This is a genomic window from Kitasatospora sp. NPDC096077 (assembly GCF_040303245.1).
Taxonomy (GTDB): Bacteria; Actinomycetota; Actinomycetes; order Streptomycetales; family Streptomycetaceae; genus Kitasatospora.
Window position 1 is genome coordinate 17,060 of sequence record NZ_JBEOSV010000037.1, and the last position, 15,858, is coordinate 32,917.

Here is a 15,858-nt window from a genome sequence, read left to right on the forward strand (position 1 = left end):
TTGCTGCGGTGTGGTGGATGGTGCGGACTAGCGGGGTGCGGTGACGGTTCCGGCGGCCCGGGTGAAGGCCTCGATCACGGCGTCGTTGGCGTCCTTCTCGCCGACGGCGATCCGGATGCCCCGGCCCGGGTAGAAGCGGACGGCCACCCCGAGCCGCTCCAGCTCCGCCCTGACCGGGCCCTCGTCACCGGGGGCCTCGACCCAGAGGAAGTTGGTCAGGCTCGGCGGCACCGATCGTCCCAGGGTGAGGAGTTCGGCCCGCACCCGGTCCCGCTCGGCGGCGATCTCGGCGATCCGCCGGGCCACCTCCTCGCGGGCCTCGACCGCGGCCCGCAGGCCCGCCTCCTGGAGCCGGTTGACCGCGTACGGGACCTGGACGGCCCGGACACGCCGGGCCACCGACTCCTCGGCGATCGCGTAGCCGATCCGCAGCGCGGCCAGCCCGTGCGACTTGGAGAGGGTGCGCAGCACCACCAGGTTGGGCCACTCGGCGATCCGGGCCGACGGCTCCGGGGCCTCCCAGCCCTGGGCGAAGTCGACGTAGGCCTCGTCCAGCAGCACCAGCGCGGTGGCCGGGACCTGCCGGAGGAAGGCGGTCAGCTCCGCCCAGGAGTAGACCGTGCCGGTCGGGTTGTGCGGGTTGCACAGCACGACGATCCGGGTGCGGCCGTCCAACTGCCGTGCCATCGCGGCCAGGTCGTGCCGGGCGTCCGGGCCCAGCGGGACGGCCCGGGCCTCGGCGCCGGCGATCCCGCAGAACAGCGGGTACGCGTCGAAGCAGGGGTCCGAGTGCACCACGTTGTCGCCGGGGCGCACGACCGAGTGGAAGAGGTCCAGGGCCACGCCCGCCGAGCCGTGGCCGACCACGACCTGCCCGGCCGGGACGCCCTGCCAGTCGGCGACGATCCCGGCGAACCGCTCCGGACGGAAGTCCGGGTAGCGGTTCAGGTCGGAGACCGCCCCGGCCAGGGCGGCCAGCACGGACGGCAGCGGCGGGTACGGGTGCTCGTTCTGGGCCAGCAGGTGTCCGGCCGCGGCGGCGCCCGCCATCAGTCGGCCTGCAGCACGTAGAGCCAGGAGTGCGGGGTGGCCAGCGCCTCGACCCGGTCGATCCGCAGCCCGGCGTCGGCGAACAGCTGCTCGTAGGTCTCCTTGGTGTGCAGCGGCACGCCCATCATCGCGTGGGCCAGCTCGAAGCCGACCGAGAAGACCGGCATCGCGCTCTGGGACTCGCCCGGGCCGCGCAGCATGGTGTCGCCGAGCACGAAGGTGCGGGCCTTCGGGAAGGCCTCGCGCATCCGGGTGAAGATCGAGGAGCGGGTGGTCGGGTCGGCCAGCAGGTCGTGCAGCAGGAAGAAGCTCATCACGGTGTCGACCTCGGCCACCTCGGCGGCCTCGGCGTCGTTGTCGATCTGGGTGCCCAGCAGGCCCAGCACGTCGGCCCGGACGGCGGTGACCCGGTCCTGCAGCCCGGCCGCGGCGATGTCGGCGCGGGCGATGTCGGTGGCCGGACGGCTGATGTCGATGCCCAGACCGCGGCTGCCCTCGCGCTGGGAGACCACCCGGCGGACCCGGGCGGAGGTGCCGCTGCCCAGGTCGGCGATGGTGCGGAAGTCGATGGCGGAGAGCACGTCGGTGAGTTGCGCGGCGAACAGCGACTGGTCGCACTGGGCGGAGCCGAGGGCGACCATCGCCTCGTCGCGGAAGACGTCGCCGTTGTAGTGGTGCGAGCCGGTGCTCAGGTGGCCGGCCCGGCCGAACACGTCGTGGTAGCCGCCGACGGCCCAGGTGAAGTAGCCGCGGGCGGCGGCGATCTCGATGCCCGCCTCGGTGGGCAGGTAGCCGGCGCCGTCGGCCTTGAGGTAGCCGTAGTCGGTGGCGGCGCGCAGCACGGCCTCGGTGCGGGCGGTGTCACCGGACTCGGCCGTGATCTCGGTGGCGGAGAGCGCCTCGCCGCGGCCGAGCCGCTCCAGGACGCCGATCCGGTCGAGCGCGAAGATCACGTTGGCGGCGATGAAACCGTTGTAGGCGTCGGTCGACGAGATCGGCGCCGGGGTGATGCCGCGCCAGGTGTCGGGGATGACGGCAGACTGCATCGGTGGTGTCCATTCCTCGGGGTGGGCCGGGTCGCGGCCGCTGGGCGTGGTGGTGCGGGGGTGTCGCGGTGGTGCGGGGAGTCCGTACGGCGGGAGGTCTCAGGGGTGGGGGTCTCAGGGGTGGGGCGTGGGGTCCGGTGCCCGGCCGCGCAGCCGGTCGGCGAGCACCGGGCCGATGACCGCGAGCGCCTCCGCGCCGGTCATCGCGCCGTGGGTGCTCGGCACTTCGTGGATCTCCAGCCGGCCGCCCACGTGGGGCCGCCAGCTCTCCGGGTCGGGGGCGTCGGCCGGGCGGTCCTTGGCGGCGACGAAGACCAGCGCGTCGCCGTCGTAGCCGGCCGGCTGGGCGTCACCGGTCAGGGCCAGGTTGGCGAGGAAGACCTCGACCACCCGGGCCACCCCGGCGCCGCTCAGCCCGGCCAGCGGGCCGTCGCCGTGCCGGACCAGCTCGGCGAAGCCCGCCTCGTCGGCCGGCCAGGCGGTGATCTCGCCGGCCTGCTGGCCGAGCGAGGCGAGGATCGCGGCGAGCAGCGCCGGGTCCCGGTCGGGCCCGTCCCCGGCGTACCCGGCGTACTCGTCCAGCTCCGGGTAGCCGTCCAGCACGGCGAGCAGTTCGACCCGCTCGCCCTGCTCGCGCAGCAGCGCCGCCATCGCGTGGGCGACCGGGCCGCCGAAGGACCAGCCGAGCAGGGCGTACGGGCCCTCGGGGCGCACCGAGCGCAGTTCCGCGAGGTAGCGGTGGGCCAGCTCCGCCAGGCCGGTCGGGTGGCGGTCCAGGTCGGCCAGTCCGGGGGCCTGGAGGCCGTAGACCGGCTGCTCGGCGTCCAGGTGGCGCAGCAGCCCGGTGTACACCCAGCTGATCCCGGCCGCCGGGTGCACGCAGAACAGCGGCGGGCGCGAGCCCCGGGTGCGCAGCGGCAGCAGCACCGGGAAGTCCTCCTCGGCGGCGGTGCCGCCCCGGGCCCCGGTCAGCAGGTCGGCCAGCCCGGCGACGGTCGGGGCCTGGAACAGCGCCCGGACGCCGAGCCGGTCCGTGCCGGTCAGCTCGCGCATCCCGGCGACCAGCCGCCCGGCCAGCAGCGAGTGGCCGCCCAGTTCGAAGAAGTTGTCGTCGATGCCGACCCGCTCCAGGCCGAGCAGATCGGCGAACAGCCCGCAGAGCACCTCCTCCAGCGGGGTGCGCGGCCCCCGGCCACCGCCGGCCCGGCCCGGCTCGGGGGCGGGCAGCGCCCGCTCGTCGAGCTTGCCGTTGGGCGTCAGCGGCAGCCGCTCCAGCGGCACCAGGGCGGCGGGCAGCATGTAGTCCGGCAGTTCGGCGGCCAGCCGGGTGCGCAGCGCGTCCAGGTCCAGCGGGCCGGCGTCCGGGGCCGGGACGAGGTAGCCGACCAGGCGCTTGTCGCCCGGAACGTCCTCGCGCACCACCACGGCGGCCGAGGCCACCTCCGGGCGGCGGCTGAGCACCGAGCCGATCTCGCCGAGCTCGATCCGGAAGCCGCGGATCTTCACCTGGGCGTCGATCCGGCCCAGGTACTCCAGTTCGCCGTCGGCCGTCCAGCGGGCCAGGTCGCCGGTGCGGTACATCCGGGTGCCGGGGGCGCCGTACGGGTCGGCGACGAAGCGCTCGGCGGTCAGCGCCGGGCGACCCAGGTAGCCGCGGGCGAGCCCGGCGCCGGCCACGTACAGTTCGCCGGGCACCCCGGCGGGCACCGGGCGCAGTCGGGAGTCCAGCAGGTAGAGCCGCAGGTCCGGGATGCCCGCGCCGATCAGCGAGCGGGACTGCCCGGCGGCGGTGGCCCGGTCCAGCGGGCGGTAGGAGACGTGCACCGTGGTCTCGGTGATGCCGTACATGTTGACCAGGACCGGCGCGTCCTCGGCGTGCCGGGTGTACCAGGGGGCCAGCCGGGCCAGGTCGAGCGCCTCGCCGCCGAACACCACCCGGCGCAGCGCGAGTCGCCCGCCGAGCTCGGGGTCCTCCTGGTCGGCCTGCATCAACTGGTAGAAGGCGGACGGGGTCTGGTTGAGGAAGGTGACCCGCTCGCGGACCAGCAGCTCCAGGAACTCCCGGGGCGAGCGGCTGGTCTCGAAGGGCACCACGACCAGGCTGCCGCCGTGCAGCAGCGCGCCCCACAGCTCCCAGACCGAGAAGTCGAAGGCGTAGGAGTGGAACAGCGTCCAGACGTCCTGCGGGCCCGGGGCGAACCAGTGGTCGGTGGCGGCGAACAGCCGGGCGACATTGGCGTGCGGGACCACCACGCCCTTCGGGCGGCCGGTCGAGCCCGAGGTGTAGATGACGTACGCCGGGTGGTCCGGGCCGAGGGCGGGAGAGGGGGCCTCGGCGGACGCGCGGTGCAGCCCGGCGGCCGTCTCCGGGGTGTCGAGCAGCAGTAACCGGAGCCCCGCGTCCGGCAGTCGGGCGGCGGTCGCGGTGGTGGTGAGCAGCAGCTCGGGGGCCGAGTCGCGCAGGGTGTAGGCGATCCGGTCGGCCGGGTAGTCCGGGTCGATCGGCACATAGGCACCGCCCGCCTTGAGGACGGCGAGCACCGCGACCACCAGCTCCACCGAGCGCGGCAGCGCCAGCGCCACCAGCCGCTCGGGGCCGACGCCGTGGGCGGTGAGCAGGTGGGCCAGCCGGTTCGCCCGGGCGTCGAGCTCGGCGTAGCTGACCCGCTCGTCCCGGTGGACCATCGCGACGGCCTGCGGGGTGCGGGCCGCCTGGGCGGCGAACAGGGCGGGGACGGTGCGGAGTTCGGGGTGCTGGTCGGGGTGCCGGTCGGGGTGCCGGTCGGCTGGGTCCGGGAGCTGTTCGGGGCGGCTCCAGCGGTCCAGGATCAGGCTCCGCTCGGCCGGGTCGAGGATCTCCGCCTCGCCGACCGGGCGGGCCGGGTCGGCCACCAGGGCGGCGAGCAGCCGGGCGAAGCGCCCGCCGATCGCCGTCACCGTGCCGGGGTCGAACAGCTCCTCGGCGAACTCCACCACCACGCCGATCCCGGCCGGGGTGGCGTCCGCGGCCAGCTGCTCGCTGAAGCCGAAGGCCAGGTCGAACTTGGCGAGTTCGGCGACCGCCGGCTCCACCCGGGCGGGCAGCCCGGCGAAGGTGAGGGCGGTCGCGGGGGTGGCCACCGGGCCTGCCTCCGTTGCGGCGGTCGGGGCGGTGGCCGGGGCGGTGGTCGGGGCGGTCGGCGCCTCGGCGGCGCCGAAGGTCAGCAGCACCTGGAACAACGGGTGCCGGGCCGTCGAGCGGGCCGGGTTGAGCACCTCGACCAGGCGCTCGAAGGGCACGTCCTGGTGCTCGAAGGCGTCCAGATTGGTCCGCCGCACCCGCTCCAGCAGCCCGTGGAAGCTCGGGTCGCCGGAGAGGTCGGCGCGCAGGACGAGGGTGTTGACGAAGAAGCCGATCAGGTCGTCCAGGGCCTCGTCGGTGCGGCCCGCGATCGGGGTGCCGAGCGGGATGTCGGTGCCCGCGCCCAGCCGGTTCAGGGTGGCGGCCAGTGCGGCCTGCACCACCATGAACACGCTGGACCGACTCGCCCGGGCCAACTCGGCCACGGCGGCGTGCAGTTCGGCCGGGATTCGGAACTCGACGGTGTCCCCGCGGTGGCTCGGCAGCAGCGGCCGCTTGCGGTCGTGGGGGAGCGTCAGCTCCTCCGGGATCCCGGCCAGGGCCGTCCGCCAGTAGGCGAGTTGGGCGTACTCGATGCCGTCGGGGTCGTCCTCGGCGCCGAGCAGTTCGCGCTGCCAGAGCGCGTAGTCGGCGTACTGGACGGGCAGCGGCTGCCACTGCGGTGCGCCGCCGGCGAGGCGGGCCCGGTAGGCGGTGTCCAGGTCGCGCAGCAGCGGTCCGACGGACCAGCCGTCGCTGACGATGTGGTGCATCAGCACCAGCAGCACGTGCTCGTCCGCGGGCAGGGAGAACAGCCGGGCGCGGATCGGCAGGTCCTCGGCCAGGTCGAAGGACTCCCGGCCCGCCTCCGCCAGGGCGGCCCGCAGGGCCTCCTCGTCGGCGACCCGGTGGGCGCGGAGCTCGACCCGGGCGCTGTCCGCGATCAGCTGGTGGGGCCGGCCGTCGGCGACGGGGAAGGTGGTGCGCAGCACCTCGTGCCGGTCGACCAGGTCGGTCAGCGCCGCGCCGAGTGCGGCGGGGTCGACGGCGCCGGTCAGCCGGAGTGCGAAGGGGGTGTTGTAGAGCGCGCTCGGGCCCTCGAACTGGTCGATGAACCAAAGCCGTTGCTGGGCGGCGGAGAGCGGGACCAGCGCCGGGCGCTCCCGGGGCAGCAGCCGGGCCCGCACCGGGCCGGCCTGCTCGCCGAGGTGCCCGGCCAGGGCGGCGACGGTGGGGTGGTCGAAGAGGGTGCGGATCGGGACCTCGGTGCCGAGGACGGTGCGGATCCGGCTGATCAGCTTGGTGGCGAGCAGCGAGTGGCCGCCGAGGTCGAAGAAGCCGTCGTCGATGCCGACGGCGGGCAGCCCGAGGGTCTCGGCGAAGAGCCCGCAGAGCGCCCGCTCGGTGCCCGTGCGGGGCGCCCGGCCCTCCGCCGCCCCGGAGTAGTCGGGGGCGGGCAGCGCGCGGCGGTCGACCTTGCCGTTGGCGGTGACCGGCAGCGCGTCCAGGGTGACGATCGCGGCCGGGAGCATGTAGGCCGGCAGCCGGCCGGTGAGGAAGGTGCGCAGTTCGCCGGGGGTGGTGCCGTCGGTGAGGGTGGCGTAGGCGACCAGGCGCTTGTCCCCGGGCCGGTCCTCGCGGACCAGGGCCACCGCGTGGCCCACCGCCGGGTGGGCGGCGAGCGCGGCCTCCACCTCGGCGGGCTCGATCCGGAAACCGCGGATCTTGACCTGGTCGTCGGTGCGGCCGAGGAATTCCAGGACGCCGTCGGCGGTGCGGCGGACGATGTCGCCGGTGCGGTACATCCTTTCGCCCTTGCCGCCGAACGGGCAGGCCGTGAAGCGCTCGGCGGTCAGCGCCGGGCGGCCGACGTAGCCGCGGGCCAGGCCGTTGCCCGCGAGGTACAGCTCGCCGGGCACCCCCACCGGGACGGGCTGGAGCACGTCGTCCAGCACGTACGCCCGGGTGTTCGCCAGCGGGCGGCCGAGCGGCACCACGGCCGGGACCTCCCCGCCGGGCGACATGGTGAAGGTGGTCTTGATGGCGGTGGTCTCGGTCGGCGCGTAGACCGCGACCACGTCCGTCTCCGGGCAGGCCCGGAACAGCTGCCGGACCGCCTCCGGGGGCACCACGTCACCGCCGGTCCACACCTGCCGCACCGCGCGGAACGCCTCCGGGGCCTCCTCGGCCAGCAGCCGCAGCAGCCCCGAGGGCGCCTGCACCAGGGTGACGCCGTGCCGGGTGACGGTCGCGGCCAGCGCGGCCAGGTCGAGCTGCCCGGGCGCGGCCAGCACGATCCGTCCGCCGGTCACCAGCGGCGCCCACACCTCGGTGGTGGAGGCGTCGAAGGCGGTGGGCGAGTGCAGCAGCACGGCCTCGTGGTGGCCCTGGTGGAAGTGCCGGTTGGCCAGCAGGTCGACCACGTTGCGGTGGGTCACCGCGACGCCCTTGGGGATGCCGGTCGAGCCCGAGGTGTACATCACGTACAGCAGCTGGCCGGGGTGGGCGCGCCGGCCGGCCGGGGCCTCGGTGACGGCGCGGAGCCCGGTGGTGCCGCGGGCCTCGGTGACGTCCAGGGCGAGCAGGTCGGCGTCGTCGAGCGCCGGGTGCCCGCGGTGCGCCGGGTCGACCAGCACCAGCCGGGCCCGGGTGTCGGCGAGGATGTGCCGCATCCGGTCCAGCGGGTAGCGGGTGTCCAGCGGGACGTAGGTGCCGCCCGCCTTGGTGACCGCCAGGATCGCCGTCACCAGGTCGGCCGAGCGGTCCATCAGGATCGCGACCGGCTCCTCCACCGCCAGCCCGCGGGCCAGCAGGACGGCCGCCAGGGTGCCGGCCCGGGCGTCGAGTTCGGCGTAGCTGAGCCGTTCGGTGTCGGAGACCACGGCGACGGCCGCCGGGGTGGCCGCGGCCTGGGCCTCGAACAGCTCGGCCAGGGTGGTGTCGGCGACCGGGGCGGCGGTGTCGTTCCAGCCGGTGAGCAGCCGGGACCGCTCGGCCGGGTCGAGGATGTCGATCGCGCCGATGGGTGCGTCGGGGTCGGCGGCGGCCGCCGCCAGGACGCGCAGCAGCCGCTCGGTGAGGGTGGTGACGGTGGCGTGGTCGAAGAGGTCCGCGGCGTACTCGACGGCCGCCGTTACGCCGAGCGGCGTGCCGTCCTCGCCGTGGCGTTCGGTGAAGTTGAAGTTCAGGTCGAAGTGCGCCTGGGACTCGCCGCCGCCCTCCAGCACTCCGCTCGCCCCACTCTCCCCTCCGAGGGAGAGCACCGGCGCGGGGCCGCTGTTGACGGTGAGGACGGTCTGGAAGAGCGGGTGGCGGGCCGGGGTGCGGGTGGGGTTGAGCTGCTCGACCAGCCGCTCGAAGGGGACGCTCTGGTGCTCGAAGGCGTCCAGGTCGTGCCGGCGGACGCGGTCGAGGAGTTCGCGGAAGCCGGGGTTGCCGCTGGTGTCGGTGCGCAGGACCAGGGTGTTGACGAAGAAGCCGACCAGGTCGTCGAGGGCGCCGTCGGTGCGTCCGGCGACCGGGGTGCCGAGCGGCAGGTCGGTGCCGGCGCCGAGCCGGGTGTAGAGGGTGGCGACGGCGGCCTGCAGCACCATGAACAGGCTGGCCCGGTTGGCGGTGGCCAACTCGGTGAGCCGCTGGTGCAGTTGGGGATCAAGTCGGTACTCGACCGTACCGGCGCGGTGGCTCGGGGTGGCCGGGCGCGGGCGGTCGTAGGGGAGCTCCAGCTCCTCCGGCGCTCCGGCCAAGGACTGCTGCCAGTGGGCGAGTTGCTCGGTCAGCAGCGCGCTGGGCCGGTCCTCCGCACCGAGCAGCTCGCGCTGCCAGAGGGTGTAGTCGGCGTACTGGACGGGCAGCGGCTCCCACTGCGGCGCGCCGCCGTCGAGGCGGGCCCGGTAGGCGGTGGTGAGGTCGCGCAGCAGCGGGCCGACGGACCAGCCGTCGCTGGCGATGTGGTGCAGCAGCAGGACCAGGGCGTGCCGGTCGGCGCCGAGCGAGAACAGCGACACCCGGATCGGTGGGTCCTCGGCGAGCCGGAACACCTCGCCGGTGGCGGCGGCCACGGCGGCGGCCAACTCCTCCCCGTCGGCGACCTGGTGGGCGCGGAGGTCGACCCGGGCGCGGTCCGCGACCAGCTGGTGGGGGCGGCCGTCGGCGACGGGGAAGGTGGTGCGCAGCACCTCGTGCCGGTCGACCAGGTCGGTCAGTGCCGCGGCCAGCGCGGCGGGGTTGACGGAACCGGTGAGGTGGGCCACGAACGGGGTGTTGTAGAGCGCGCTCGGGCCCTCGAACTGGTCGATGAACCACAGCCGTTGCTGGGCGGGGGAGAGCGGGACGCGCTCGGGTCGCTCGGCCGGGCGCAGGGCCGGGCGGGCCGGGCCGGGGGTGGGCAGGGCGGCGGCGAGGGCGGCGATGGTGGGGTGGTCGAAGAGGGTGCGGATCGGCAGTTCGGCGCCGAGGACGGTGCGGATCCGGCTGGTCAGTTTGATGGCGAGCAGCGAGTGTCCGCCGAGGTCGAAGAAGTCGTCGTCGATGCCGACGGCGGGCAGGCCGAGGATCTCGGCGAAGAGCGTGCAGAGGGCCTGTTCGGTGTCGGTGCGGGCGGTGCGGCCCTCGGGGGCGCAGGTGTGGTCGGGTGCGGGGAGGGCGCGGCGGTCGATCTTGCCGTTGGGGGTGACGGGCAGGGCGTCGAGGATCACCACGGCGGCGGGGAGCATGTAGGCGGGGAGCCGGTCGGTGGCGAAGGTGCGCAGTTCGCCGGGGGTGGTGTCACCGGTGGTGGTGAGGTAGGCGACCAGGCGCTTGTCGCCGGGTCGGTCCTCGCGGACCAGGGCGAGGGCCTGGCGGACGGCGGGGTGGGCGGTGAACGCGGCTTCGACTTCGCCGAGTTCGATCCGGAAGCCGCGGATCTTGACCTGGTCGTCGGCGCGGCCGAGGAACTCCAGGACGCCGTCGGTGGTGCGGCGGACGATGTCGCCGGTGCGGTACATCCTTTCGCCCTTGCCGCCGAAGGGGCAGGCTGTGAAGCGCTCGGCGGTGAGGGCCGGGCGGGCGAGGTAGCCGCGGGCGAGTCCGGCGCCGGCGATGTAGAGCTCACCGGGCACCCCGGCCGGGACGGGTTGGAGCCCGTCGTCCAGGACGTAGGCCCGGGTGTTCGCCATCGGGCGGCCGATCGGGACGCTGTCCGGCACCGAATCGGCGTCGGGGAGGGCGAGTTGGGTGGCGCAGAGGGTGATCTCGGTGGGGCCGTAGAGCACCCGGACGGCGAGTCCCGGGACGGCTGCCAGTACCCGCCGCACGGCCGGCGCGGAGACCAGGTCCCCGCCGGTCAGCACCTCGTGCAGGCCGGTGAAGACGGCCGGGTCCTCCTCGGCGATGACCCGGAACAGTCCGGCGGTGACGTGCACATGGGTGAGGTGGTGGGCCCGGACCAGCGTGCCGATGGCGGCCGCGTCCAGGTCGCCCTGGGGTGCGACGACGACCTGGCCGCCGGAGAGCAGCGGGGCCCACAGTTCGTAGGTGGAGGCGTCGAAGGCGTGCGGGGCGTGGAGGAGGACGCGGAGCCCGTCGGGGTGGTGCCAGCTGGGGTCGGAGGCGAGCTGGACCACGTCCCGGTGGGTGATGGCGATGCCCTTGGGTTCTCCGGTGGAGCCGGAGGTGAACATCAGGTAGGCGAGCTGTTCCGGGTGGATCGTCGGCCGGTGGGTCTGTCGCCTGCGTGGTCCGTCGAAGTGGTCGGGGGTGATCGTCAGGACGGGGCAGGGCGCGTCGGTGGCCAGTGGGTGGTCCCGGTGGGCGGCGTCGGTGAGGACGAGCGCCGCCCCGGTGTCGGTGGTGATGTGGTGCAGTCGTTCGGCCGGGTGCCGGTCGTCGAGCGGGACGTAGGTACCGCCCGCCTTGAGGACGGCCAGCAGAGCGACCACCAGTTCAGCGGAGCGGCTCATCAGCAGCACCACCGGGGTGTCGGTGCCGACCCCGGCGTCGGTGAGCTGGGTGGCCAGGTGCTCGGCCCGGGAGTCCAGTTCGGCGTAGCTCAGCGTTCCGGTCTCGGAGACCACCGCGACGGCGTCAGGGGTGGCGGCCGCCCGGGCGTCGAAGAGCTCGGGCACCGAGCCGGTCGGCAGCTCGGTGACCGGGCCGTGCCAGCTGGTCAGCAGCTGTTCGCGCTCCGCCGGGGCGAGGATCTCGATCGCGCCGATCGGTGCGTCGGGGTCGGCGGCGACGGCCGTCAGGACGCGGAGCAGTCGCTCGGCCAGGGTGGCGACGGTGGTGTGGTCGAAGAGGTCCGCCGCGTACTCGATCGCGCCGGACAGTCCGCCGGGCTCGCCGGTTCCGTTGGGCTCGTCGGTTCCGCTGGGCTCGGTGAATCCGAAGGACAGGTCGAACTTGGCGACGTTGAGCTCGAACTCCAGCTCATTGCACGTCAGTTCGCCGAAGGTGCGCGGCGCCGTCGCCTGGTTCTGCAGGGCGATGAGGGTCTGGAAGAGCGGGTGGCGGGCCTGGGTGCGGGTGGGGTTGAGCTGCTCGACCAGCCGCTCGAAGGGGACGTCCTGGTGCTCGAAGGCGTCCAGGTCGGTGCGGCGGACGCGGTCGAGGAGTCGGCGGAAGCTGGGGTTGCCGCTGGTGTCGGTGCGCAGCAGCAGGGTGTTGACGAAGAAGCCGACCAGGTCGTCCAGCGCTTCGTCGGTGCGTCCGGCGACCGGGGTGCCGAGCGGCAGGTCGGTGCCGGCGCCGAGCCGGGTGTAGAGGACGGCGACGGCGGCCTGCAGCACCATGAACAGGCTGGCCTGCTGGGCGGTGGCCAACTCGGTGAGCCGCTGGTGCAGTTCGGCGTCCACGGTGAACTCGACCAGCTCGCCCCGGTGGCTGGGCGTGGCCGGTCGCGGGCGGTCGTACGGGAGCGCCAGTTCCTCCGGGGCGTCGCTCAATGAGGCCTGCCAGAAGGAGAGTTGCCGCCCGATCAGGCTCTCCGGGTCGTCCTCGGAGCCGAGCAGTTCGCGCTGCCACAGGGTGTAGTCGGCGTACTGGACGGGCAGCGGCTCCCACTGCGGCGCGGCTCCGGAACAGCGGGCCCGGTAGGCGGTGGCCAGGTCGCGGAAGAGCGGGGCGACGGACCAGCCGTCGCTGGCGATGTGGTGCAGCAGCACCAGCAGCACGTGCTGCTCGCCGTCCAGCGAGAACAGCTCGGCCCGGAGCGGCAGTTCGGCGGACAGGTCGAAGGCGTGGCCGTTCGCCGCGGCCAGCAGGGCGGCGAGCTCGGTCTCGTCGGCGGCCCGGGTGACCGTCAGGGTGGGTACGACGGTGTCGGTGACCAGCTGGTGGGGCTGTCCGTCGCCGGTCGGGAACAGGGTGCGCAGCACCTCGTGCCGGTCGACCAGGTCGGCCAGGGCGGCGGTGAGTGCGGCGGGGTCGATGGCGCCGGTCAGCCGGAGCGCGAAGGGGGTGTTGTAGAGCGCGCTCGGGCCCTCGAACTGGTCGATGAACCACAGGCGTTGCTGGGCGTAGGAGAGCGGCACCGACGCCGGGCGCTCGCGCCGCGTCAGCCCGGCCCGGACCGGGGTGGTGTCGGAGCCGAAGTGTTGGGCCAGCGCGGCGATGCTGGGGGTGTCGAACAGGGTGCGGATGGGGAGTTCGGTGCCGAGGGCGGTGCGGATCCGGCTGACGAGTCTGGTGGCGAGCAGGGAGTGCCCGCCGAGGTCGAAGAAGTTGTCGTCGATGCTCACCGTCGCCAACCCGAGGACGTCGGCGAAGAGTTGGCACAGGCTGCGCTCGACGGCGGTGCGGGGCGCCCGGCCGGTGGCGGCGGTGTGGCCGGGGGCGGGCAGGGCGCGGCGGTCGACCTTGCCGTTGGAGGTGACCGGTAGGGCGTCGAGGGTGACGATCGCGGCGGGCACCATGTAGCCGGGCAGTCGTTCGACGACGAAGGCGCGCAGTTCGTCCAGCGGGGCCGGGCCGGTGACGTAGGCGACCAGGCGCTTGTCACCGGCCTGGTCCTGGCGGACGGTCGCGAAGGCCTGGCGGACGGCCGGGTGGGCGGCGAACGCGGCCTCCACCTCGCCGAGTTCGATCCGGAAGCCGCGCAGCTTGACCTGGTCGTCCGTTCGACCGACGAACTCCAGTTCGCCCGTGGTGGTCCAGCGGACGAGGTCGCCGGTGCGGTACATCCGGCCGCCGGGCTCGCCGTAGGGGCAGGCCACGAAGCGCTCGGCGGTCAGGGTCGGGCGGCCGACGTAGCCGCGGGCCAGGCCGGGCCCGGCGAGGTAGAGCTCGCCGCGGACGCCCGCCGGAACGGGGCGCAGGGCGCCGTCCAGCACGTACACCCGGCTGTTGGGCAGCGGACGGCCGATCGGTACCACGGCGGCCGGCACCTGCTCGGGGGAGCTCATCGGGCGGCGGGTGGCGAAGGTGGTGGCCTCCGTCGGTCCGTAGCCGTTGACCACCCGGAGGCCCGGGCAGGCCTGCAGCACCCGGCGGACGGCGGTCGGCGAGACGATGTCCCCGCCCGTCCACAGCTCCCGCATCCCGGCGAAGGACTCCGGGGCCTCGGAGGCCAGCACGTTGAAGAGCCCGGCGGTCATCCAGGCGGCGGTCACCCCGCCGGGTCCGATGGTGGCGGTGAGCTCGCCGATGCCCAGGCGTCCGGCGGGGGCCAGCACCAGGCGGCGGCCGGAGAGCAGCGGCGCCCACAGCTCGTAGGTGGAGGCGTCGAAGGCGGTCGGGGAGTGGACCAGCACGCGGTCGTGGCCGCCGGTGTCGAAGGCCCCGGCGAGGGCGAGGTCGACGATCGAGCGGTGGGTGATGCCGATGCCCTTGGGTACTCCGGTGGAGCCGGAGGTGTGCATCACATAGGCCAACTGGGCGGCGGGGAAGCGGAGTCCGAGGTTGTCTGCGGTCTCCTCGCCGACCGCGAGGGTGGTCAGCCCGGCCAGGGCCGGGTGGTCCCGGTCGGTGACGGCGAGGCCGGCGCCGGCGTCGGCGAGGACGGCTCGCAGGCGCTCCTCGGGCTGGGCGTCGTCGAGCGGGACGTAGGTTCCGCCGGCCTTGAGGACGGCCAGGACGGCCACCACCAGGGCGGGGGAGCGCTCCAGCAGCACCGCCACCGGGGTCTCGGTGCCGACGCCCGCCGCGACCAGGCGCAGCGCCAACCCGTTGGCCCGGGCGTTGAGTTCGGCGTAGCTCAGTGCGGTGTCGCCCGCGACCAGGGCGACGGCGTCGGGGGTGGCGGCCGCCCGGGCCTCGAAGAGCTCGGGCACCGAGCCGGTCGGCAGGTCGGCGACCGGGCCGTTCCAGCCGGTCAGCAGCTGCTCGCGCTCGGTCGGGGCGAGGATCTCGATCGCGCCGATCGGTGCGTCGGGGTCGGCCGCGACCGACCGCAGCACCCGGGCGAGGCGCTCGCCGAGGGCGACGGCGGTGGTGTGGTCGAACAGGTCCGCCGCGTAATCCACCGAGCCGGTCAGGCCGTTGGCCGTGCCGTGGGCGTCGTGCTGCTCGACGAAGGCGAAGGAGAGGTCGAACTTGGCCAGGTGCTGTTCGAGGACGTACTCCCGGGCGGTGAGTCCGGCGAAGTCGGTGGGGAGGTCCTCGTCGCTGTCCAGGGTCAGCATGGTCTGGAACAGCGGGTGCCGGGCCGGGAGACGGGCCGGGTTGAGCTGTTCGACCAGCCGCTCGAAGGGGACGTCCTGGTGGTCGAAGGCGTCCAGGTCGGTGCGGCGGACCCGGGCCAGCAGCTCGCGGAAGCTCGGGTCGCCGGAGGTGTCGGTGCGAAGCACCAGGGTGTTGACGAAGAAGCCGACCAGCTCGTCCAGCGCCTCGTCGGTCCGCCCGGCCACGGCGGTGCCCAGCGGCAGGTCGGTGCCCGCCCCGAGCCGGGTGTACAGGGTGGCCACGGCGGCCTGCAGCACCATGAACAGGCTGGCGCGCTCCTGTGCGGCCAACTCGGCGAGCGCGGTGTGGAGTTCAGCGTCCAGGGTGAGGACGGCGGAGCCGCCGCGGTGGCCGGGCGCGGCCGGGCGCGGGCGGTCGGCGGGGAGGTCGAGCTCCTCCGGGGTGTCGGCCAGGACGCCCTGCCAGTAGCCGAGTTGGCCGGTGAGGACGCTCTCCGGGTCGTCCTCCTCGCCGAGCAGCTCGCGCTGCCAGAGGGTGTAGTCGGCGTACTGGACGGGCAGCGGCTCCCACTGCGGCGCCTCGGCGGTGAGCCGGGCCCGGTAGGCGGTGGCCAGGTCGCGGAAGAGCGGGGGGACGGACCAGGCGTCGCTGGCGATGTGGTGCATCAGCACCAGCAGCACGTGCTCCCCGGCGGAGAGCGAGAACAGCGTGCAGCGGACGGGCAGTTCGGCCGCCAGGTCGAAGACGTGCCGGATCGCGTCGTCCAGCCGGACGGCGAGTTCGGCCTCGTCGGCGACCGGGACGGCGGTGACCTCGACGGAGGTGACGGCGGGGCCGTCCGGCGCGGTGATCGACTGCTCCGGCCGGCCGTCGGTGCTGGGGAAGGTGGTGCGCAGCACCTCGTGCCGGCCGAGCACGTCGCGCAGGGCGAGGGAGAGCGCGGCCCGGTCGATCCCACCGGTCAGCCGAACGGCGAACGGGGTGTTGTAGAGCGCGCTCGGGCCTTCAAGCTGTTCGATGAACCACAGCCGCTGCTGCGCGAACGACAACGGGATCACG

At 74.5% G+C, this 15,858-nt stretch carries 3 protein-coding genes; all 3 read right to left on the reverse strand.

The features are described from left to right. Positions 1–27 precede the first annotated feature (27 nt). Entirely contained in the window at positions 28–1,050 is a 1,023-nt protein-coding gene (locus tag ABTZ03_RS27380) for a pyridoxal phosphate-dependent aminotransferase (RefSeq protein WP_350515742.1), read from the reverse strand. Beyond that, the gene (locus tag ABTZ03_RS27385) at positions 1,050–2,096 is read right to left on the reverse strand and encodes a class I SAM-dependent methyltransferase (protein ID WP_350515743.1); all 1,047 of its coding nucleotides are present in this window, start codon (positions 2,094–2,096) and stop codon (positions 1,050–1,052) included. Before ABTZ03_RS27385 ends, ABTZ03_RS27380 begins: the two co-directional genes overlap by 1 nt. A gap of 114 nt (positions 2,097–2,210) precedes the next feature. Further along, the gene (locus tag ABTZ03_RS27390; RefSeq protein ID WP_350515744.1) at positions 2,211–15,857 is read right to left on the reverse strand and encodes a non-ribosomal peptide synthetase; all 13,647 of its coding nucleotides are present in this window, start codon (positions 15,855–15,857) and stop codon (positions 2,211–2,213) included. Position 15,858 lies beyond the last annotated feature (1 nt).